We start from the raw sequence: 19072 nt of genomic DNA on the forward strand, positions 1-19072 counted from the left end.
TTTCGTTTCTAAATTTTAGCTTATACTATTTTACGTCTAATTCTTGCTGAAGCAAAGTCAATAACTGTTACAACGATAATTATACCTAACAAAATAGTTCCCATTTGGTTCCAATCACGGTTTGAAGAGGCAAAGAAGATCATCGTACCAATCCCCCCTGCACCTACGATACCAAGTATGGACGATGCACGTATGTCTACCTCGAACCGATAAATCGCATAGGATAGGAACTCAGGAATTATCTGCGGCATAACAGCATAAAATAGTATTTGTATTTTATTAGCCCCATTTGCTTCCATTGCATGAACAACTTCCATATCAATGGATTCGATAATTTCTGAGAACATTTTCCCTAGCATACCTGTAGAACCAATTGCAATTGCAAGAACACCGGCAAATGCGTTAGGACCAACAGCAACTACGAATAAGATTGCTAGAATAATATCAGGGAAGGCACGAACTGCAGATAAAATCCATTTACCAATTGTTGATCCTACCTTACCACCCATCATGTTATTAGCTGCAAGAAATGCTAATGGAACAGATAAAATTGCTGCCATTAGAGAACCAGCAAATGCAATTGTAATAGTTTCAAGCATACTTAAAGCGACATCACCAGAAGCAGCCCAGTTCGGCTGAAATAGTCCTACAACTACATTCCCGAAATTTGAGAACATCTGACTGATTGCTTTTCCAAAGTCAATATTTATGCCAAGGAATGTCCAAATATAGAGTGCAAGAACAATAAGCGCTATTAAAACTCGTTTTATAGTTTTATAGGTTGAGTTCTTAGGTTTTGGAGGTAATTGTAATGAGTCCATTAGATTAATGCCTCCCTTAATTTGTTACTGATATATTCTATGACAAGTACAACAACAAAAATCATAATGATGATTGCCATAGCATTCGGATAATTATAGAACCCGATTTGCTGGTTTAATACTAATCCAATACCACCAGCACCGACATAACCTAATACGACAGATGCACGGATATTAATTTCAAATACATATAGTACTAATGACGTGTACTGTGGCATTACTTGTGGAATTAGTCCATAATAAATCATTTGTAATGTGCCTGCTCCTGATGCACGCATTGCTTCTAAAGGATTCATATCAACCGATTCGATTGTCTCACTAATTAATTTTGCTAAAATACCCAATGAAAATACAATAAGTGCTAGGATACCAGGGAAGACTCCAATTCCAAATAATCCGACAAAGATTACTGCAAGTACTAAGTCAGGAATTGTACGTAATAAGTTTAAGATAGTTCTTGTTGCTACATAAATCGGCTTAAAAGTTGTTACGTTTTGAGCTGATAGTAACGCTAATGGTACCGTAATGATTGCAGCTATAGTCGTTGCAATGATTGCCATTTGAATCGTTTGAAATAACGGGTCCATTATAGCTGAAAGTATTGAAAAGTTTGGTGGGAAGAACTTTTCAATTACACGGTACATTTTACCGAACGCACCTGCAAAGCCTCCAACCATTTCTCGTTGTGTGAAAATCATACTAAACAGGTACATACCTAAAATTACAAGTCCAATAATGGTTACTTGTTTTTTTGTTTTACTAGGGTACATGGATAGTGTTTGTTTCTTATTTTTCGGCACTATCTGCACCTCCACGCATATCGTCCTCACGGATTGAACGGCCATAAATTTCTTCGAAGGTTTTTTCCGTTACTTCAGATACAGGTCCATCAAAGACAACTTCACCAGCACGCATACCTATAATACGATCAGCATATTCCATTGCCATATCGATAAAGTGCAGATTAACAATTGTTGTAATATTATCTTCTTTATTAATTTTTCTTAAATAGGACATAACTTGATGTGATGTAGGTGGGTCAAGAGAAGCAACAGGTTCATCTGCTAAAATATATTTTGGCTGCTGTGTTAACACACGAGCTATACTAACACGTTGCTGCTGACCGCCACTTAATTCATCTGCTCGGTTATAAAGTTTTTCTTCTATATTAACGCGTTTTAAACTTTCATAAGCTAACGCCTTGTCTTCATTTTTATATAAGCCTAATATAGATCGCAATGTTCCAGTATGCCCAAGACGGCCAGCTAGAACGTTTTTTAATACATTTGAACGTTTTACAAGATTATAGTTCTGAAAGATCATACCGACTTTAGTACGTAATTTACGAAGATTGCTCCCGTTATAATCTATAATATTCTCTCCATCAACCTCTAAAGAACCTGAAGTAGGTGTAACCAAACGGTTAATACTACGGATGAATGTTGATTTTCCAGCTCCCGAAAGTCCAACAATAACTACAAATTCCCCATCTTTGATGGTCACATTTACATTTTTTAAGCCTTCTGTGCCATTTGGGTACACTAAGCCTACATTCTTAAATTCTATCATTTCAATAAGTCCTCCAGTACAGGCATAAATTTCTTCTATTATAACAAGTTATTAACGCAAGAAAAAGGGAAGTTTCACACCCTTCCCTTTTTCCTCTATCAATATTACAAATTAATTTTAAAGGTCATCAATAGTGATGTTTTCACGGAACTTCTCATAAGTTTCACGTACTACATCGTATTCTTCATCAGAAGCTTCTGAAATTGAATCCCAGTTGTAAACTTCTTTCATGATTGTAAGCATTTCTTCATCATCATTGAAAGATAAGAATACATCTTTAATTTCTTTTACAAGCTCATCATCAAGATCAGCTGTAACAGAAATAGTATCGTTAGGAATTTCAGCAGTAAAATCTAGTACTTTTAATTTTTCCATAACATCTGGATGTTCCTCTTCAATTTCTGTACGTGCATCTTCAAATGTTGTCGCTACATCAGCTTCACCATTGTATACAGCAAGAATTGAATTATCATGTCCACCAGTTTGAGTTGATCCACCAAAGAATCCATTTTCTAAATCAGCGGCAGTTTCTAATCCGTATTTTTCCATTAGCTCATTAGCCGGGAAAAGGTAGCCTGAAGTAGATAACTGGTCACCATAAGCCCAAATTTTCCCTTCTAAATCATCAAGAGTTTCAATCCCAGAATCAGCACGTACAGTATACTGTGCTCTGTATGTTCCAGAACCATAACGGATAGATTTAAGAATAACTTCTACATCATACTCTTGGTTTGCTAGAACATAACCAAATGCAGGAACGAATCCGATATGAACTTGGTTAGCTCCCATTGCCTCAACTAAGGCACTGTAACTTGTCATTACTTTACTTTCGACATCTTTACCTAATTCTTCACTTAGTTTTTTCGCTAACGGTTCTACCGTTTCTGCTATTGAATCAGAATCCTGTGAAGGTACAAACCCAATTACTAATGTATCCGGATTTGCTGCATCATTCGATCCACATGCTGCCAGTACAAGTGCTAGTCCAAGAATCAGCACTAGACCATAAAGTTTCTTCATTGTGACCCTCCTAAGAAATATAAAAGATTAAATTTGACTTACTATTTAATTAAATAACAAATTTCCTGAAAAAGCTAGTTTTTTTTTCACTAATTTACACACTTTTTACACGCTTTTAATAAAAAAATGGTAAAATATCGTGCGTAATATTCGGATTTTGCTATTATTAGTATGTCACATATTGTATTTCGAAACTTTTATTAATGAAAATACGTAATATTATGTCAGGTGGTGAGATGAATGAAAATTTTAGATGTGAAACAACTAGTAGTGGAAGTATCAGGTACTAGATTACTAGATGATATAACCTTTTTCATCGAAAAGGGATCTGTTATGGCACTAGTTGGCCATAATGGGGCGGGTAAATCTACATTAATGAAAACAATTATGGGTATTCAAGATAAAGCTTCTGGAGAGATAATTTTAGAGGAAGCATACAATCAAGACACGAGGTTCTTAGATTTTAAACAGAGAATATCCTTTATTCCGGAAGAACCATTATTAATGTCTGAATTAACGGCGATGCAGCATTTTCAATTATATGGAAAAAGCTATGGGATCGAAGAAGATGAACTAATGAGAAGAATTGAGCGATATGTAGAAGGGTTTGAATTAAAAGGGAAGTTAGATGAATATCCGGAATCACTATCAAAGGGTATGCGGCAAAAGGTACAAACCATTTGTGCCATGCTACCAGATGTTCCACTTTTATTAATAGACGAGCCGTTTATGGGATTAGATATTTATGCGGTAGATTACTTTGAAGAAATCTTGAGGGAAAAAATATCTGGTGGCACCGGAATATTACTCACAACCCATCAGTTAGACAGAGTTAAAGGGCTTGCGAATGAGTTTATCATGCTACAGGAAGGTAAGATTCTACATAAAGGTCTGATAGAAGAGTTCGAAACGATTAAAAGGAGAAGTGGTGAATAATGCATTATCCTTCTTCTTGGCAAGCATATAGGACAATAAAACGAGGTAGAGCAAGAAAAAAGAGAATGGTATATAAGAAACTGTTAGTTTTATCCTTTGACTTAACGACAACTATTTATTCGCTTATTTTAGGAGGATATGTATTTGCTACTATTTTTATTTTTAATGATTTCTTAGCAACGTATCAGAACCAGTTTCTGTTTATTGAGCAGCAATTGACAGATAGATTTTGGCTAATATTAGCTATATTCCCTTTACGTTATGTATTTCAATCATTTCGGATACCCGGAATAGTAATTACTAGCTCGGAATATCAATTAGGAATGCTTCCATATTCTATGAAGCGAATTGCTTTCTTTGCTACGGTTGAGAAATTAGGAAAGCTTCTCTTGAAATATTTACTTATAAGTGTTTTGGTTATATTTATTACCCCAATTAACTCAGAAGTAATAGTCATATATTTTGGTTTATTTTGGTTGATTGAGCTTCTCATGACGATTCCTCAGTGGAAACTTTTCCATATGAAGTGGCTTTTGAAACTCAGTATTATGTTATCTTTAGTACTATTCAACCTGATTGGAACGTTAACTAATAACAGTATTGTAGTCGGCCTTATCATAATGACTATAGTTTTACTGAGTAATATAGTTCTATTTAGGAAGATGTTTGATAATGTGAATTGGGGTAGAGTTACAGAGGTTAATGATTATCTCGTTTGGAACATGCCTTTAGTATCAAGAGCTACTAAAGTAAAGTTTAAAAGGCAAAGGAGCTATAGTGTTTTTCAAAATAGAGCCTCCAGAAAGAAGCCATTTGCTTATACGAATCGCTCCATCCATAAACGAATTTGGTTACAGCATTTTAGGGGAAATATAGAATATGTTCTACAAGTAGTTGGTGGCTTGTTTTTAGCTATTATCGTTTTATCATTTTTTAATGAGATGGCAGGGATAATTGTTATTGCATTAAGCATCCATATTTATACGATGTTTACTGCAAGTATCTTTGTGAATCGCATGTACTCCGGTATTGTTCAAGTTCTTCCTTGGGATATTGTTGGGTTCCGAAAGACGATAAGGAACTGGGCAATAATAGGGTTTATTCCGGTGATGATTCCAATTACAATCTTTTCGATTATCCAATTTTCATGGTGGTCATTTCTATTCATTCCTTTAGTGATTAGTCTATTTATTATTAATTATATGAGTAAAATGGACAATGCGTTTGAGACAATTAACAAGCGATTAGTCCAGTTATCGTTTAGAGGTGTCATTGCATTTTGTAGCCTTGGGTTTATAATTTTATGCAATTTTAATCCAAAATTTTCTATTGTTTCCATAGTAATGTTGATTTATGGATTATTTTTAATAAAGAAAAACTCAAAAAGTAAGCCTGTTGCTTAATTCGACAGGTTTACTTTTACATTTAGTTATTACACAATCCAAAGGTCAGTTGCATAAATTATAGTAAAAAGGCTAAGGAAAGGGTGAGTCGTGTCATGAGACAGTTTGGTTACCCTCCGTATTACCAACAAGGTAATCAACCTAATTACTACAATCAACAAGCCCAACAGCCTTTTCATCCCTCACCGTATCAACAATATTACCAAAATGTATATGAACAGCCAAAATCAGCATTTGAACAATTTGCCAAACCAAAGCAACCACAAGACTGGTATGATCAAATGCAAGGATCTAACCAACAAGCCCAACCACAACAAGAAGCAATGGCCCAGTTTCAGAATCAAGGCGGACAAATGAATTTGGATAAAGTATTAACAACAGTAAGTCAAATTGCAAACACATACCATCAAGTATCACCAATCATAAAGCAATTTGGCGCTTTTATGAAAACATTCCGTTAAAGCTATAAAGAAAAAAGATAAACGGGGATATGGGAGCTAACTGAATTTTTTTCGTTGAATTAGGGCAAAAGAAAAATGAACTTTAGCTCTTTACTTCGATTTTCATAAAGGAGAATACATCATGATAGGATGTTTAATTATCCATGGTTATACTGGAGGACCCCATGAATTAGAACCACTCACGAATTATTTACAAGAGCATACTGATTGGCATATCTCCGTCCCGACATTGCCAGGGCATGGCCAAAAGTTAGCCCTTGATAATGTTCATTATAAGAGCTGGATTGAAACAGCTGAAGCTTCCTTAAAGAGGTTAAAAGAAAAATACGATGAAATATATCTTATAGGTTTTTCAATGGGTGGGATGATTGCGGCTTATTTAGCAGCCAAATATAAAGTTGATAAGCTAGTCTTACTAGCAACCGCTGGAAAATACTTATCCTTTAAACAAATTAGTGTTGATATTGGAGAAGTCATCAAGGATGGAATTACTGGGAAGTTAGGACAGAATAAACTGTATCGTCACTATAAGAGAAAATTGGGTAGTGTTCCATTAAAGGCTAATCTAGAGTTTTTAAAGTTAGTTAGGTTAACTAGGAAGCACCTTAAAAATGTGGAATCTCCCGTGCTAATTGCACAAGGGCAGATGGATAGTATGGTTCCTTATAAAACAGCTTATTATTTGGATAAAGAGATTCCGGCGAAACGTAAAGAAGTGGTGTTTTTCGAACGTTCGAGACATTTGATTTGTTTAGGGAATGATAAAGATACATTGAATAAAATGGTGTATGAGTTTTTGGAAAAGCCTGTTGAAAGTAATGAGGTCTTGGTATAGCTATCTCGCCAGAGCGTGTATTCCTGCCGCTAAGAGCATATAGGCAAAACTAATACTGATAATACTGCATTAAAAATCCCCTCGCGATTGCTTGGGGATTTTTGATGAGTGCTATTAAAGTATAGTATGTTATTTAATCTTTAAAGAAAGATATTACCAATGCTCCGTCTCCTCCATATGTGGAGATTAGTGGGCCCATTTCTGTTACGTAAGTTTCCTTAAATTTGTATTTAGCTTTTATTTCATTCAATACTGATTTTGCACGCTCTGCGGCGTTACAGTGTGTCATGACTAACACTTTATCTTCAAAAGTACGTGCATACTCTCCGATTTGATCAACAAAACGGCGAATCGACTTCTTATCCCCACGTACCTTTTCAGCAACTTCAATAGTGCCTTCATCACTAGCTTTCATTAACAGCTTAATATTTAACGTTTTGGCTAAAGTTCCCTTTACCTTATCAATTCTTCCACCTAGAACTAGGTTTTCTAGTGTTTTCAGTACAAATAATGTGGCAGTATGCTTCACTTTATGATTAAGATGGGTTACTAGCTCATCTAATGAATAATTCTCTTGAATCTTTTGGTAAGCTTCAAAAAGAAGTAATGCTTGCCCAGCTGATGCTGTCCGTGCGTTAATTACTTCGATTTTTCGATCAGGCTCTTCTTCTAATAATAAGTTTTTACCAGCTACCGCATTTTCGTACGTACTACTTAGTCCACTTGATAAACTAATCATTAAAATCGGTTTAGAAGGATCTACTTTTTTATATCCCTCATAAAAATCATTTGGACTTGGTGCGGCTGAACGTGGCAGTTCTTTTGTTTCTTCGATTTTTTTAAAGAAACTAGGCAGATCAAGCTCTACACCACTTTTATACTGTTTATCTTTAAAGTTTAAATATAACGAAATTACGTTTATGTCAGCCATTTCCAAAAGTTCCTTAGGAAGGTCTGCTCCACCATCAGTCATTAGTTGAATACTCATTGAATCACCTTATTTCTAGTTTGTTTACGTATATTGGTATTTATTATAACGTTTATTCACATGTAAATATAGTGATAACTTATCGAACTTTTTTATGAATCGTAACGCTTGATTTTCGGGTTGTACTTAATATGAATAAGAACAATCCAAAGATAACAATAGAGCCTCCGAGAAATTGTGACCATGTTATTCTTTCACCTAATATGATATAGGCCAAGATAGATGCTCCGATGGGTTCAAAGACAATTGCCATGCTTATAGTAGAAGTGCTTAACCATTTTAATGCCCAATTAAATAAAGTATGGCCAAAAAAGGTTGGGATAATGGCTAATGCTAAAAAGATTAACCAATAGTTAGCTGAGTAACCTGTGAACGAGTTTTGTAGTAAAACATTATAAATAATTAACGTAATGGAGCTAACCCCATAAACGACAAACGTGTAAGTCATTAACGATAAACGTTTCCTAGCAGTTTGACCCAATAGGAAATACGCTGTTACTGCGATTGCTCCGATAAGTGCTAATATATCCCCAAATAACGCCATTCCACTTATTTGGAAGTCGCCCCAACTGATAATTACACTACCTAAAAGAGCAATAATCATACTTATGATTGCCCCAGGTGTAAAACGTTCCTTAAAGAAAAAATACGTTCCGAAAAAAGCGAATATAGGTTGAAGTGTAACAAGGACTACAGAGCTTGCTACCGATGTATAATTTAATGATTCAAACCAGAGAATAAAATGAAATGCTAAAAAAATTCCTGCGAGAGTGGACAATAGCCAATCTTTCCTAGTTATGAGTTTAAACTCATGCCGATATTTAAAAACCATAATAGGGGCCATTAGAATAACGGCTATTAATAACCGATAATTTGCAATAATTGCAGCAGGGGCATCACCAGCTAATTTAACAAGTACTGCTGAAGTTGAAACAGAAATAACGCCGATGACAACCGCTATGTATGGATTGAATGGAGGAACTCTCATTCTTTTGCCTCCTATATTTTCAAGTTGTGTTTTATTATTACTCAATTAATTTTCTATTTTATCATGTCTAAATAGAAAAAGCATTTGTAACTAGCTTGTACTATTATTATTATGTTATCATTAACTAACGGTTAATTTGCCACGGTGCTTATTGCTTGAATGATTTCAAGCGTAATGAGTTTCCTAGAAATTAGGAGAGTACTCTTAAGATGATAATCATAGGGCTTTTCCCTTAGTGGTTAAAGCCTTTTCCACTTTATGTAAATTGAAGAATATTCAACTTTCATTATCTAAAAATATGAGTTCGTATCTCACTATGGAGTAGGTAAGATTTCGGATAAATGGATAAGATAAGATAAATGGGTGATGTAATTCTCGGTACAAGCATCACGGCAAGTCAAGCGCTAAAACAAACAATTTTGTACAAAGGAGAATTAGAAAGCGTGACAACATTTAATGAATTAGGAATTTCAAATCCGATTATGAAGTCATTAGAAAAAATGGGGTTTGAAGAAGCAACACCAATACAAGCACAAACTATTCCTCTAGCGATAGAGGGTCATGATGTTATAGGGCAAGCGCAAACGGGTACAGGTAAAACAGCTGCATTCGGTATCCCGATGCTCGAAAAAATTGATACAGCACAAAGAAAGGTACAAGGACTTGTTGTAGCTCCAACGAGAGAGCTAGCAATCCAAGTTGCCGAAGAATTAAATCGTTTAGGTAAATTTAAAGGGGTTCGTGTTCTTCCAGTTTATGGTGGAGCTCCAATGGATAGACAAATTCGTTCATTAAAAGACGGTCCTCAAATTGTTGTAGCAACACCTGGTAGACTTTTAGACCACTTTAGAAGAAGAACAATTCGTGCAGATATTGTTCACACTGTTGTGTTAGATGAAGCAGATGAAATGCTGAACATGGGGTTCATTGATGATATCCGTGAAATTCTAAAACAAGTTCCTAGCGAAAGACAGACTCTTTTATTCTCGGCAACAATGCCAAAAGAGATTCGTGACATTGCAACTAACCTAATGAATACTCCAAAAGAGGTTAAAGTTAAAGCGAAGGAAATGACAGTAGAAAATATCGTACAGCACTTCGTAGAAATTCCTGAAAAGTATAAGTTTGATACATTAACTAATCTTTTGGATATGCAAAATCCGGAATTATCGATTGTATTTAGTAGAACGAAAAAACGTGTCGATGAGATTACAGAAGGCTTGCAAGCTAGAGGTTTCCGATCAGAAGGAATCCACGGGGACTTAACACAAGGAAAGCGTATGTCTGTTTTAAATAAATTTAAAAACGGACGTGTGGATGTGTTAGTAGCAACCGATGTAGCGGCACGTGGACTTGATATTTCAGGTGTAACCCATGTATATAACTTTGATATTCCGCAAGACCCTGAAAGCTATGTACACCGAATCGGGCGTACGGGTCGTGCAGGTCGAACTGGTGAAGCTATCTCGTTCGTAACGCCAAGAGAAATAGCACATCTTCGTTTAATCGAAAAAGTAACAAAAAGTAAAATGAAACGGATGGTTCCACCGACTAATAAGGAAGCGCGTATTGGTCAGCAGCAATTAACTGTGGAAAAAATCTTAAAAACGATTGAAAAGAACGAACTTGATGCTTACCATCAAACAGCTAATGAATTATTAGAAGAACATGATTCTGTTACAATCGTTGCAGCAGCATTAAAAATGCTTACAAAGGAAAGAAGAGATGTTCCAGTTCAAATTTCTGGAGTAGCTCCAATTAGTATTAAAAAAGCACAACAAGATAAAGGTCGTTCTAATAATAAACGTTATTACGGCAAACGTAGTGGTCAAGGCGGTGGAAAAAACCAAGGCGGAAGAGGCCAAGGTGGACGAAACCGTAAAGGGAATTTCCAAAAAAGAAGAAACCGTGACTAAACATCTAGAAAAGCCCCTTGTAAAATAGGGGCTTTTTCTTAAATTTAAATAGGGGAAAGGATTATATGATATGAGAAAGCCACCGATTCATATGATTTCGCGTGATGCGATAAAAGCATGGCAAATTGCTGCCTTTTTGTATGAGTTAATAATTTGGGTATTGATGATAGTTGGATTTGTATTACATTTCTTAGTTGATTTCCCGCTATGGATTGCATTTATTCTACTTGCAGTTAGCATAATCAGTACATATATTTCCGTTTTTCTAATTCCGAATCTTAGGTGGAAAAGATGGCGCTATGAAGTGTTTGAACAGGAAATTTACATTCAGCATGGAATATTAATTGTCTCTAGAACATTAATTCCAATGATACGTGTTCAGCATGTGGAGACGAAACAAGGCCCGATTTTGAAAAAGTTTAATCTAGCAAGTGTATCCATTTCAACAGCTGCAACTACCCATGAAATACCGGCATTATCTAATGAAATTGCTTCCGATTTACGTGATAAAATTTCATCACTAGCAAAGGTGGATGAAGATGATGTCTGAGCCGAGGCGATTACATCCAGCAACTGTTATATTTAATTTAGTAACGGGTATTAAAGATTCCTTTTTCTTATTTATTGTTGCTTTTGTTTCGTTATTAAATCTTAATATTTTCTATGCTATTCTAGCAGTCATAGTTCTAATCGTTTTATTAGCTTTTGCAAGTTACATCTCCTGGAAACGATTTACGTATCGCGTAGAGGGAGACGAATTGAAGCTTGAATATGGTGTATTTATTAGGAAGAAACGTTACATATCGAAAAATAGAATTCAGTCAATTGATCTTACGCAAAACATTTTACATAGAATTTTTAAATTAGTTAAAGTGGAAATCGAAACAGCAGGAACCGGTAAGGATGCTGAAGCCTCTTTGAATACTGTCACTTTAGTGGAGGGAGAAAGGTTACGGTCTGAGTTAAAATCAACGGTTACTAATATCACTCTAGATGAGGAAGGTGAAGAGGAGATTATTCACCCTTCTGAGACGATTACAAGAAAACGCCTAATTCTAGCTGGTGCTACTTCTGGAACGATTGGTGTATTACTAGCTATTGCTGGGGCGGGCTTTTCAGAAATAGGACGATTAATACCGGATGACTTTTATAACACTGCATATACATGGGTGGTTGGACTAGGAATAGTAATAATCGCGTTATTTGCTTTAGGTGGGATTATTCTTCTCTGGTTATTAGGTATAGTAGGTACAATGATTAAATACTGGAACTTTACCATTTCGAAAGTGGCTGAAGATATTGTTATTACTTGTGGACTCCTAGAGAAAAAACATATCACCATCCCATTAAAACGGATTCAAGCTGTAGGGTATGTAGAAAGCATTATTAGACAACCACTCGGGTATGCGACGGTAATTGCTGAAATTGCTGGAGGATCGAATGAAAAAGGGGAGGACTTCTCAACGGTCCTATTTCCGATTTTAAAGAAAAGTGAAGTGGATGATTTCTTAATCAAACTGTTACCCGATTATGTATCCAATCAATCAGGAATCATTGCATTACCAAAACGGTCACTTAAATATTACCTCGTAAGAACTGTAACTGTACCATTACTCGCACTAGTCGTATTCATCTTTGTACTACCACCATTCATTTGGGTTCCAAGTGTAGTAGTCATATTAAGTGTATTATTAGCTGTTCTTCAATATAAAGACTCCGGATATAAAGTGGACGGAAAAAAATTAACAATTCGTCATCGTGTTCTTAATAAAGTTACGATGGTCATGAACCATAAACGAATCCAAGCCTTTAATAAAAAGCAACATATTCTACATCGAAAAGAGGACCTTGCAACGATTAAGCTATCTATTGTAGGGAAGATGGGGCTTGGAAAGCATTATCACATAAAAGAATTAGATAAAGAGGCTGTAGATTCATTGGCAGACTGGTATTCATATCGAGGGGGTTAACCCCCTCGATATTATAATATCTGAGAAAGAAGACCTAGGATTACAAGTGCAATGATAATAATCCATAGAAGATTTGGTTTATTTTTACCCGAAAACCTTCTTTTCTTCTTCCAACGATTCGGATTAAATCGAATTTCCTCATCATCGTCATACGTTCTCCTGTACTGCCAAGGGTAATAAGAACGAGCTCCTTTAAGAACAAATGGGGCAATAATAAACCCAGCAGCAAAACCAAGAACATGGGCATATGCATTAATTCCTGGACGAATAAATGTCATAATAATCCCAATCACGAAGATTACCGTTACAATTTGAGCATTTTGGGAATCAATAAGGTTTTTTCGGAATACTACCATAAAGACATAAATACCGAAAAGCCCAAAGATAGCACCAGATGCACCAACATGTTGAAAGTTAAAAGAAGGGTTCAAGAAAAAGGTTGCAATATTTGCAAGAACACCTGCACCTAAATAGGCAAGTAGAAATTTCCCTTTACCTAGCATTTGCTCAAGAGCTGGACCAAAAAGAATTAACGAAAAAGAATTAAATAGCATGTGAATTAGGTCACCATGTAAAAATATCGGCGTTATGAAGCGCCAATATTCCCCGTTGTGGATTTCGTAATGTCTACCAACACCTAAATTATATAGTTGTTCAAATAAAGGAATAGGTACAACATCTATAATCCATGTAAGTATATGAATCATGATAATGATGGAAACAACTGGATAATATTGAATAAACTCCTTCACGCTTTTCTCATTTCGAATAAACATTTTTTCTCCTCTTTCATGTTTAAGGGTGTCGTTACGTATTTCTAACAGTAGGTTGGATATTATATTATTATGTACATTATTAGATTACTATAATACTATTTTCACATAAACAATTATGTATTACATATCGTGTTAGGAGAATTTTATAATGATTAAAGGAATAGGAATAGACATAATTGAACTTGATAGAATACGTAACAGCATGCAAAACAGGCGATTTATTGATCGTGTTCTAACTAATTCAGAGAAACAAACGTTTGAATTACTGACAAACGAAAGTAGAAAAGTAGAATTTGTTGCTGGTCGCTTCGCTGCGAAAGAAGCATTTTCTAAGGCAATCGGAACTGGTATCGGTAAGCTTAGCTTTCAAGATATCGAAGTGTATAACGATGAAAAAGGAGCTCCGTTCATAAAATGTTTATTACATGAAGATATGAATATTTTCGTCTCCATTACCCATAGTAGAGAATATGCAGTGGCTCAAGTTGTCATTGAAGTATAAATTTAGTAGTTTCTATTTTTCCGTCTGCATAAATACGAAGGTTGTCTCATATATTTTATTGCGGGCAGGAGGGAACAAGCTATGAAAATTGTTCACCGCAAATAGAATGAGATATGACCAAAAAACACTTAGTTAACTGGCTTAAAAATGTGGGGTATTGGATGCAAATTGTTAAAGATAACGGAAAAATTAAGGAGAGGGTGTAATTAGAGGATGATATTATTGTCATAAAATGGGTGTGAGTGGTCTATCAATAATTCTTTCGGTGAATTAAAGTTCCCTTTGTATAAATCGTAAAACCTAAAGAGTTAGGTTTGTAATTTTAGACAAGGGAGATATGTCCATGATAAAAAAATCTCGTTTATGGATGATATTTGTATTCGGTATTGTTCTATTACTAGTAGCTTGTGGTGAGAAGTCACAGGAAGATGTGGTGAAAAAGCTAGGCGAAAATATTACAGAGTTAGCTGGTTATAAGGCCAATGTTGAAATGACAATGAATACTGGACAAGAAGAACAGGTATTCAAAATTGATGTTTGGCATAAAAAAGATGACTTTTATCGTGTAGCGCTTTCTAATAGTGAAGAAGATAAGGGCGGACAAATTATTCTCAAGAATAAGGATGGCGTATTCGTCCTTACACCAGAACTAAAGAAGAGTTTTAAGTTCCAATCAGAATGGCCAGACAATAGTAGTCAACCATATTTATATCAGTCACTTGTAGAAGATATAACGAATGATAAAGAATCAAAATTCACAACTGATGACAATCATTTTATCTTTACAACGAAAACAAATTACCAAACTAATAGTAATTTACCTTATCAAGAAATCTATTTTAATAAAGCGGACTATACCCCTGCACTTGTAAAGGTATTGGATACAGATGGTAATGCAGTTGTTGAAGTAAAATTCAATAGCTTCGAATTAAATCCAAGCTTTAATGACAAAGACTTTGAAATAGAAGAAAACATGGCGAGTGCTACACCTGAGGATGTACCAACTTCAGGGGATGGTGTGACAGAAGAATTAGAAGTAATGGTTCCGATTCAAACGGTAGGCGCTGAATTAACAGAACAAATAGAAGTTGATTTAAAAGATGGAAAACGCATAATCTCTACATTTACTGGTGAGAAGAACTTTACCTTAGTTCAAGAAAAAAGAAATGTAGTTGAAACGTTATCCTCTCCAGAGGAAGTAAATGGCGATATTGTTAACCTTGGCTTCGGAGCAATCGGCGCATTATCCGAGAACTCAGTGGAATGGGATTATAATGGTTCTAACTTCTACTTAGCAAGTGATCAACTAACTAGAGAAGAATTACTTCAAGTAGCCCAATCCGTACAAGGCCATAATGTAAAATAAAAATAATAAACGAAGAGCAGGCTCATAGATAAGAGCCTGCTTTTATTTTATAATAGTATTATTAAACAAATTGTGAGATTGATGAGAAGAAAAATTGGATGTATTCTGGTCGCGGTTTTGGCGGGAAAACATATAAGTTGTTTAAAAGAAAGGAGCTATCATTGTGGTAGCAGAAATGTTTCGCGATACATGGGCAGAAATAAATCTTCAAGCAATTAAGTATAATATCATGCAAATTAAGGAAAAACTACCGCAAGATACTAAAATTATCGCTGTTGTAAAAGCAAATGCTTATGGCCACGGAATTATTCCAATTGCCAAAAAAGCAATAGAATCCGGAGCAAGTGCACTTGCAGTAGCTTTATTAGAAGAGGCAATAATACTTAGAAATGCCTCCATCACAGCCCCGATACTAGTATTAGGTAGAGTACCAGCAAAACATGCACTAGTTGCAGCCAAGCATCACATAACCTTAACGGCATTTCAAGTTGAATGGTTAGAACAAATAAAAGAACTAACATTAGAACAACCTGTAAACATTCATCTCAAACTAGATACCGGAATGGGTAGAATCGGCATTCGCACAGAAGAAGAATTAACACTTATCTTACAAGAATTAGGTAGGGCTAAAGACATAAATCTAACTGGAATTTTTACTCATTTTGCCACCGCTGATGAAAGCGACTTAGGTTACTACCATGAACAAAGAAAACGAATGGAAGAGCTGTTACAAGTATTCAAAAAAAATTGGGAAAAACCAGTAAGTATTCATGTAGGAAATAGCGCAGCATCTATACGTTTTCCAGAAAGTATGCATAATTCTATTCGTTTCGGCATATCCATGTATGGGTTGTATCCATCAAAAGTAGTAAGAGAGGAGAATCCTGTATCTTTAAAACCTGCATTCTCATTACATAGTAAACTAATTCACGTTAAGAAGATATCTAGCGGTGAATCAGTTAGCTATGGGAGAACCTATACCGCTAGTGGAGATGAATGGATTGGTACGATTCCAATAGGTTATGGAGATGGATGGAATAGAAAATTACAAGGGATGAGCGTTTTAGTTGAAGGTAAAAGAATGCCTATCGTTGGTAGAGTGTGCATGGATCAAACAATGATCCGATTGGATAAGGCATATCCAGTCGGAACAAAGGTTACGCTAGTAGGTGATCAAGGTGATGAGCGTATTGAAATGGATGAATTAGCCGAGTTTCTAGATACGATTAATTACGAGATACCTTGTATGATTAATGAAAGAGTACCACGAATCTATATAGAATAATGAGTAAATAGCGTAATTGACAGGCAGATTCGTAGTATGGGTCTTTATACCTAATTTCATTTTAAAAAAGTCTGATAAGCCTTTGCAATTACGGCTAGACAATGATATTATTAAATGTGATTATATGTAGAAATTTAGTAACGATCGTTCAGGCAGTTGGCGGAGGTGCTTGGTTTTGTCAGAGAGCTTACAAGAGGTTATGGTACGGCTACCGAAAAACCTACTAAACGAGGTGGATGGATTAGTGAAAAGAGAAAACAAAGATCTTAGTGATTTCATTTGTCAAGCAACTAGAACTTATCTAGAAACTAAAAAAGAAGAGTATATCCAAAACTTTTATAAATCCATGCAAAAAGGCTATCAAGAAATGGCACGAATTAATCTTTCAATTGCTTCAGAAGCTTTTCAGGCTGAAGAGGAGGCTGAAATTACTTTAGAGCGCTCTGTGATCGGGGTGTAGAATTTGATTGTTCAAAGAGGCGAAGTCTATTTCGCTGACTTATCCCCTGTAGTTGGATCGGAACAAGGGGGCGTTCGTCCTGTATTGATCCTCCAAAATGATATTGGAAATCGATTCAGCCCAACTGTTATCGTCGCTGCAATTACGGCTCAAATCCAAAAAGCAAAATTACCAACACATGTAGAAATAGATGCGAAGCGATATGGGTTTGATCGGGACTCTGTTATTCTTTTAGAACAGATTCGGACGCTAGATAAACAGCGACTAACAGATAAAATTACAAAGCTAGACGATGTTATGATGCAAAAAATTAATCATGCACTGGAAATAAGTCTTGGGCTTAAGGACATGTATGGTCAATAAGAACTCATAGTTTATACTAAAATAGCTATGGGTTTTTTTATGTCTATTTTATATTGAAAACGTTTAATATATTGACGGTATAAGTATCCTTAATTGGGAATTAAATATATTTGCAATAATATACATAACATGTAACAATATTTATAATATTTGTTGATTATCGGGGGTACTCGGGAATGAATAGGAATTTACGGAATATTGCTATTGAGAATAGCGATATTATTATACAAGTATGGTTCAAGGAAATTAACAAGCTAAAAGAGGAAAACTATACTGCTGATATTTCTGAAGAATTGTTCGAGAATAATAATGAAGAGTTTGTAAATGTGATATTGAATAGTATTAAAGGAAACGGATCAACGAAAATTATTAAAGATTTTTCTGATCGGATTATTAAGTTAGGATGGCCATTGAGTTATATTACAGATGGCTTATTAGTGTTTAGAAAAGTTACTACTCAAATAATACTTGATAAAATAGAACAAGTAGATAGTGAGTTTATTTCGGAAGTAATAAATAATGTAGATTCATGGGTAGAACCAATTATTAGGCAGCTAGTTAATGAGTATTCTGTAAGCTGGGAGCATGTGGTTTCCCTACAACGTATAGCCCTTCAGGAACTTTCCGCACCTCTTATTCCAGTAATGGACAATATTACGATTATGCCTCTCATCGGTACCATTGATACAGAACGTGCAAAGTTTATAATGGAAAACCTCCTTGAAGGAGTTATGAGACATAATGCCGAAGTTGTTTTAATTGACATTACAGGTGTGCCAGTAGTGGATACGATGGTAGCTCATCATTTATTCCAAGCAACGGAAGCTGTAAGATTACTAGGGGCGAAGTGTATACTTGTAGGGATTAGGCCTGAGATTGCCCAAACCATTGTAAACTTAGGAATTAACTTCTCTAATTTACCTACTAAAAGCACACTTAAAAAAGGGTTTATGCTAGCTTTAGAGATTACGAATAAATCAATTGTTGAAATGGATAATAAAGCACAAAATTTAGATGAATTGCTTGGCTTGGATAAAGGGAGTGAAGAAGGTCGTGCGTATACCAATCTTAAAACTACATAATTATTTACTAATCTCAATACAAACTGAACTAGATGACCAAACTGCTATTCAATTTCAAGAGGATTTATTAAAACAAATTCACACAACCGAAGCAACTGGAGTCGTGATTGATTTAACTTCCGTTGATGTGATTGACTCCTTTATTGCGAAGGTGTTAGGTGATGTAGTATCAATGTCAGACCTAATGGGGGCTAAAGTTGTCTTAACTGGTATTCAGCCAGCGGTTGCTATGACGTTAATTGAGTTGGGTATCCATCTGCAAAATGTTCCGACCGCTTTGGATCTTGAGCAAGGTTTACTCAAGCTGCATCAGGAATTGGGGGAATAGAAC

21 protein-coding genes are annotated in these 19072 nt (G+C 35.4%); 14 read left to right on the plus strand and 7 right to left on the minus strand.

Translation table 11 applies throughout. From position 1 onward, the window contains the following. Nucleotides 1-20: 20 nt before the first annotated feature. The 4 genes from phnE (AB1K81_RS17705) to AB1K81_RS17720 form a co-directional block, all read right to left on the minus strand. Nucleotides 21-821, minus strand: coding sequence for a phosphonate ABC transporter, permease protein PhnE (gene phnE, locus AB1K81_RS17705; protein WP_412978009.1), 801 nt, complete (start codon nt 819-821; stop codon nt 21-23). Next, nucleotides 821-1591 (minus strand): phosphonate ABC transporter, permease protein PhnE, encoded by a 771-nt coding sequence (gene phnE, locus AB1K81_RS17710; protein ID WP_412978040.1) that lies wholly within the window; start codon nt 1589-1591, stop codon nt 821-823. The genes phnE (AB1K81_RS17705) and phnE (AB1K81_RS17710) overlap by 1 nt, the downstream gene beginning before the upstream one ends. Before the next feature lie 16 nt (nt 1592-1607). Further along, nucleotides 1608-2390, minus strand: coding sequence for a phosphonate ABC transporter ATP-binding protein (phnC, locus tag AB1K81_RS17715; RefSeq protein ID WP_412978010.1), 783 nt, complete (start codon nt 2388-2390; stop codon nt 1608-1610). Between the two features lie 117 nt (nt 2391-2507). Then, nucleotides 2508-3410, minus strand: coding sequence for a phosphate/phosphite/phosphonate ABC transporter substrate-binding protein (locus AB1K81_RS17720; protein ID WP_412978011.1), 903 nt, complete (start codon nt 3408-3410; stop codon nt 2508-2510). Nucleotides 3411-3650: 240 nt separating this feature from the next. Between AB1K81_RS17720 and AB1K81_RS17725 the strand changes: the two genes are divergently transcribed. From AB1K81_RS17725 to AB1K81_RS17740, 4 genes are all read left to right on the plus strand, one after another. Then, complete coding sequence (locus AB1K81_RS17725; RefSeq protein WP_412978012.1) at nt 3651-4346, plus strand: ABC transporter ATP-binding protein; 696 nt, start codon at nt 3651-3653, stop codon at nt 4344-4346. Further along, entirely contained in the window at nt 4346-5749 is a 1404-nt protein-coding gene (locus AB1K81_RS17730; protein ID WP_412978013.1) for a hypothetical protein, read from the plus strand. The genes AB1K81_RS17725 and AB1K81_RS17730 overlap by 1 nt, the downstream gene beginning before the upstream one ends. 95 nt (nt 5750-5844) lie before the next feature. Next, a complete protein-coding gene (locus tag AB1K81_RS17735) occupies nt 5845-6210 on the plus strand; it encodes a YppG family protein (RefSeq protein WP_412978014.1) in 366 nt (121 codons plus the stop codon). A 121-nt stretch (nt 6211-6331) separates the two neighbouring features. Further along, nucleotides 6332-7045, plus strand: a complete 714-nt coding sequence (locus tag AB1K81_RS17740; RefSeq protein ID WP_412978015.1) for an alpha/beta hydrolase — start codon at nt 6332-6334, stop codon at nt 7043-7045. A 133-nt stretch (nt 7046-7178) separates the two neighbouring features. Here the strand turns inward: AB1K81_RS17740 and AB1K81_RS17745 are convergent, their stop codons facing one another. Both AB1K81_RS17745 and AB1K81_RS17750 read right to left on the minus strand, forming a co-directional pair. Further along, nucleotides 7179-8033, minus strand: a complete 855-nt coding sequence (locus AB1K81_RS17745; RefSeq protein ID WP_412978016.1) for a DegV family protein — start codon at nt 8031-8033, stop codon at nt 7179-7181. A gap of 79 nt (nt 8034-8112) precedes the next feature. Then, nucleotides 8113-9021 (minus strand): DMT family transporter, encoded by a 909-nt coding sequence (locus AB1K81_RS17750; protein WP_412978017.1) that lies wholly within the window; start codon nt 9019-9021, stop codon nt 8113-8115. Nucleotides 9022-9464: 443 nt separating this feature from the next. Between AB1K81_RS17750 and cshA the strand changes: the two genes are divergently transcribed. The 3 genes from cshA to AB1K81_RS17765 all read left to right on the plus strand — a co-directional run bounded on the left by cshA (nt 9465) and on the right by AB1K81_RS17765 (nt 12907). After that, nucleotides 9465-10937, plus strand: coding sequence for a degradosome RNA helicase CshA (gene cshA, locus AB1K81_RS17755; RefSeq protein ID WP_412978041.1), 1473 nt, complete (start codon nt 9465-9467; stop codon nt 10935-10937). A 70-nt stretch (nt 10938-11007) separates the two neighbouring features. Then, the gene (locus AB1K81_RS17760; RefSeq protein ID WP_412978018.1) at nt 11008-11487 is read left to right on the plus strand and encodes a PH domain-containing protein; all 480 of its coding nucleotides are present in this window, start codon (nt 11008-11010) and stop codon (nt 11485-11487) included. Further along, a complete protein-coding gene (locus AB1K81_RS17765; RefSeq protein WP_412978019.1) occupies nt 11480-12907 on the plus strand; it encodes a PH domain-containing protein in 1428 nt (475 codons plus the stop codon). Before AB1K81_RS17760 ends, AB1K81_RS17765 begins: the two co-directional genes overlap by 8 nt. Nucleotides 12908-12918: 11 nt before the next feature. Here the strand turns inward: AB1K81_RS17765 and AB1K81_RS17770 are convergent, their stop codons facing one another. Then, nucleotides 12919-13683, minus strand: coding sequence for a rhomboid family intramembrane serine protease (locus tag AB1K81_RS17770; protein ID WP_412978020.1), 765 nt, complete (start codon nt 13681-13683; stop codon nt 12919-12921). A 148-nt stretch (nt 13684-13831) separates the two neighbouring features. Here AB1K81_RS17770 and acpS point away from each other — a divergent pair, with 148 nt between their 5' ends. The 7 genes from acpS (at nt 13832) to AB1K81_RS17805 (ending at nt 19069) form a co-directional block, all read left to right on the plus strand. Further along, the gene (gene acpS, locus AB1K81_RS17775) at nt 13832-14185 is read left to right on the plus strand and encodes a holo-ACP synthase (RefSeq protein ID WP_412978021.1); all 354 of its coding nucleotides are present in this window, start codon (nt 13832-13834) and stop codon (nt 14183-14185) included. Between the two features lie 343 nt (nt 14186-14528). Continuing rightward, nucleotides 14529-15551, plus strand: coding sequence for a LolA family protein (locus tag AB1K81_RS17780; protein WP_412978022.1), 1023 nt, complete (start codon nt 14529-14531; stop codon nt 15549-15551). Nucleotides 15552-15714: 163 nt separating this feature from the next. Then, entirely contained in the window at nt 15715-16836 is a 1122-nt protein-coding gene (gene alr / locus AB1K81_RS17785; RefSeq protein ID WP_412978023.1) for an alanine racemase, read from the plus strand. Between the two features lie 175 nt (nt 16837-17011). Further along, a complete protein-coding gene (locus AB1K81_RS17790; protein ID WP_412978024.1) occupies nt 17012-17296 on the plus strand; it encodes a CopG family ribbon-helix-helix protein in 285 nt (94 codons plus the stop codon). A 3-nt stretch (nt 17297-17299) separates the two neighbouring features. Continuing rightward, on the plus strand, nt 17300-17659 hold the full coding sequence (locus AB1K81_RS17795) for a type II toxin-antitoxin system PemK/MazF family toxin (protein WP_412978025.1): 360 nt from the start codon (nt 17300-17302) through the stop codon (nt 17657-17659). 176 nt (nt 17660-17835) lie between these two features. Beyond that, nucleotides 17836-18741: an STAS domain-containing protein gene (locus AB1K81_RS17800; RefSeq protein WP_412978026.1), complete on the plus strand. Its 906-nt coding sequence runs from the start codon at nt 17836-17838 to the stop codon at nt 18739-18741. Continuing rightward, complete coding sequence (locus AB1K81_RS17805; RefSeq protein WP_412978027.1) at nt 18713-19069, plus strand: STAS domain-containing protein; 357 nt, start codon at nt 18713-18715, stop codon at nt 19067-19069. The genes AB1K81_RS17800 and AB1K81_RS17805 overlap by 29 nt, the downstream gene beginning before the upstream one ends. The last annotated feature ends 3 nt before the right edge of the window (nt 19070-19072 follow it).

Origin of the sequence: Ornithinibacillus jepli, from assembly GCF_047228935.1 — a bacterium.
GTDB lineage: Bacteria > Bacillota > Bacilli > Bacillales > Amphibacillaceae > Ornithinibacillus.

What these genes read in the sequence shown, in the direction of transcription:
- AB1K81_RS17725 (WP_412978012.1), top strand. Translation starts at nt 3,651, where the DNA reads ATGAAAATTTTAGATGTGAAACAACTAGTAGTGGAAGTATCAGGTACT.
- AB1K81_RS17760 (WP_412978018.1), top strand. Translation starts at nt 11,008, where the DNA reads ATGAGAAAGCCACCGATTCATATGATTTCGCGTGATGCGATAAAAGCA.
- AB1K81_RS17720 (WP_412978011.1), bottom strand. Translation starts at nt 3,410, where the DNA reads ATGAAGAAACTTTATGGTCTAGTGCTGATTCTTGGACTAGCACTTGTA.
- phnE (WP_412978009.1), bottom strand. Translation starts at nt 821, where the DNA reads ATGGACTCATTACAATTACCTCCAAAACCTAAGAACTCAACCTATAAA.
- AB1K81_RS17745 (WP_412978016.1), bottom strand. Translation starts at nt 8,033, where the DNA reads ATGAGTATTCAACTAATGACTGATGGTGGAGCAGACCTTCCTAAGGAA.
- AB1K81_RS17765 (WP_412978019.1), top strand. Translation starts at nt 11,480, where the DNA reads ATGTCTGAGCCGAGGCGATTACATCCAGCAACTGTTATATTTAATTTA.
- AB1K81_RS17750 (WP_412978017.1), bottom strand. Translation starts at nt 9,021, where the DNA reads ATGAGAGTTCCTCCATTCAATCCATACATAGCGGTTGTCATCGGCGTT.
- AB1K81_RS17800 (WP_412978026.1), top strand. Translation starts at nt 17,836, where the DNA reads ATGAATAGGAATTTACGGAATATTGCTATTGAGAATAGCGATATTATT.
- phnC (WP_412978010.1), bottom strand. Translation starts at nt 2,390, where the DNA reads ATGATAGAATTTAAGAATGTAGGCTTAGTGTACCCAAATGGCACAGAA.
- AB1K81_RS17740 (WP_412978015.1), top strand. Translation starts at nt 6,332, where the DNA reads ATGATAGGATGTTTAATTATCCATGGTTATACTGGAGGACCCCATGAA.
- AB1K81_RS17770 (WP_412978020.1), bottom strand. Translation starts at nt 13,683, where the DNA reads ATGTTTATTCGAAATGAGAAAAGCGTGAAGGAGTTTATTCAATATTAT.
- AB1K81_RS17735 (WP_412978014.1), top strand. Translation starts at nt 5,845, where the DNA reads ATGAGACAGTTTGGTTACCCTCCGTATTACCAACAAGGTAATCAACCT.
- phnE (WP_412978040.1), bottom strand. Translation starts at nt 1,591, where the DNA reads ATGTACCCTAGTAAAACAAAAAAACAAGTAACCATTATTGGACTTGTA.
- AB1K81_RS17780 (WP_412978022.1), top strand. Translation starts at nt 14,529, where the DNA reads ATGATAAAAAAATCTCGTTTATGGATGATATTTGTATTCGGTATTGTT.
- acpS (WP_412978021.1), top strand. Translation starts at nt 13,832, where the DNA reads ATGATTAAAGGAATAGGAATAGACATAATTGAACTTGATAGAATACGT.
- AB1K81_RS17730 (WP_412978013.1), top strand. Translation starts at nt 4,346, where the DNA reads ATGCATTATCCTTCTTCTTGGCAAGCATATAGGACAATAAAACGAGGT.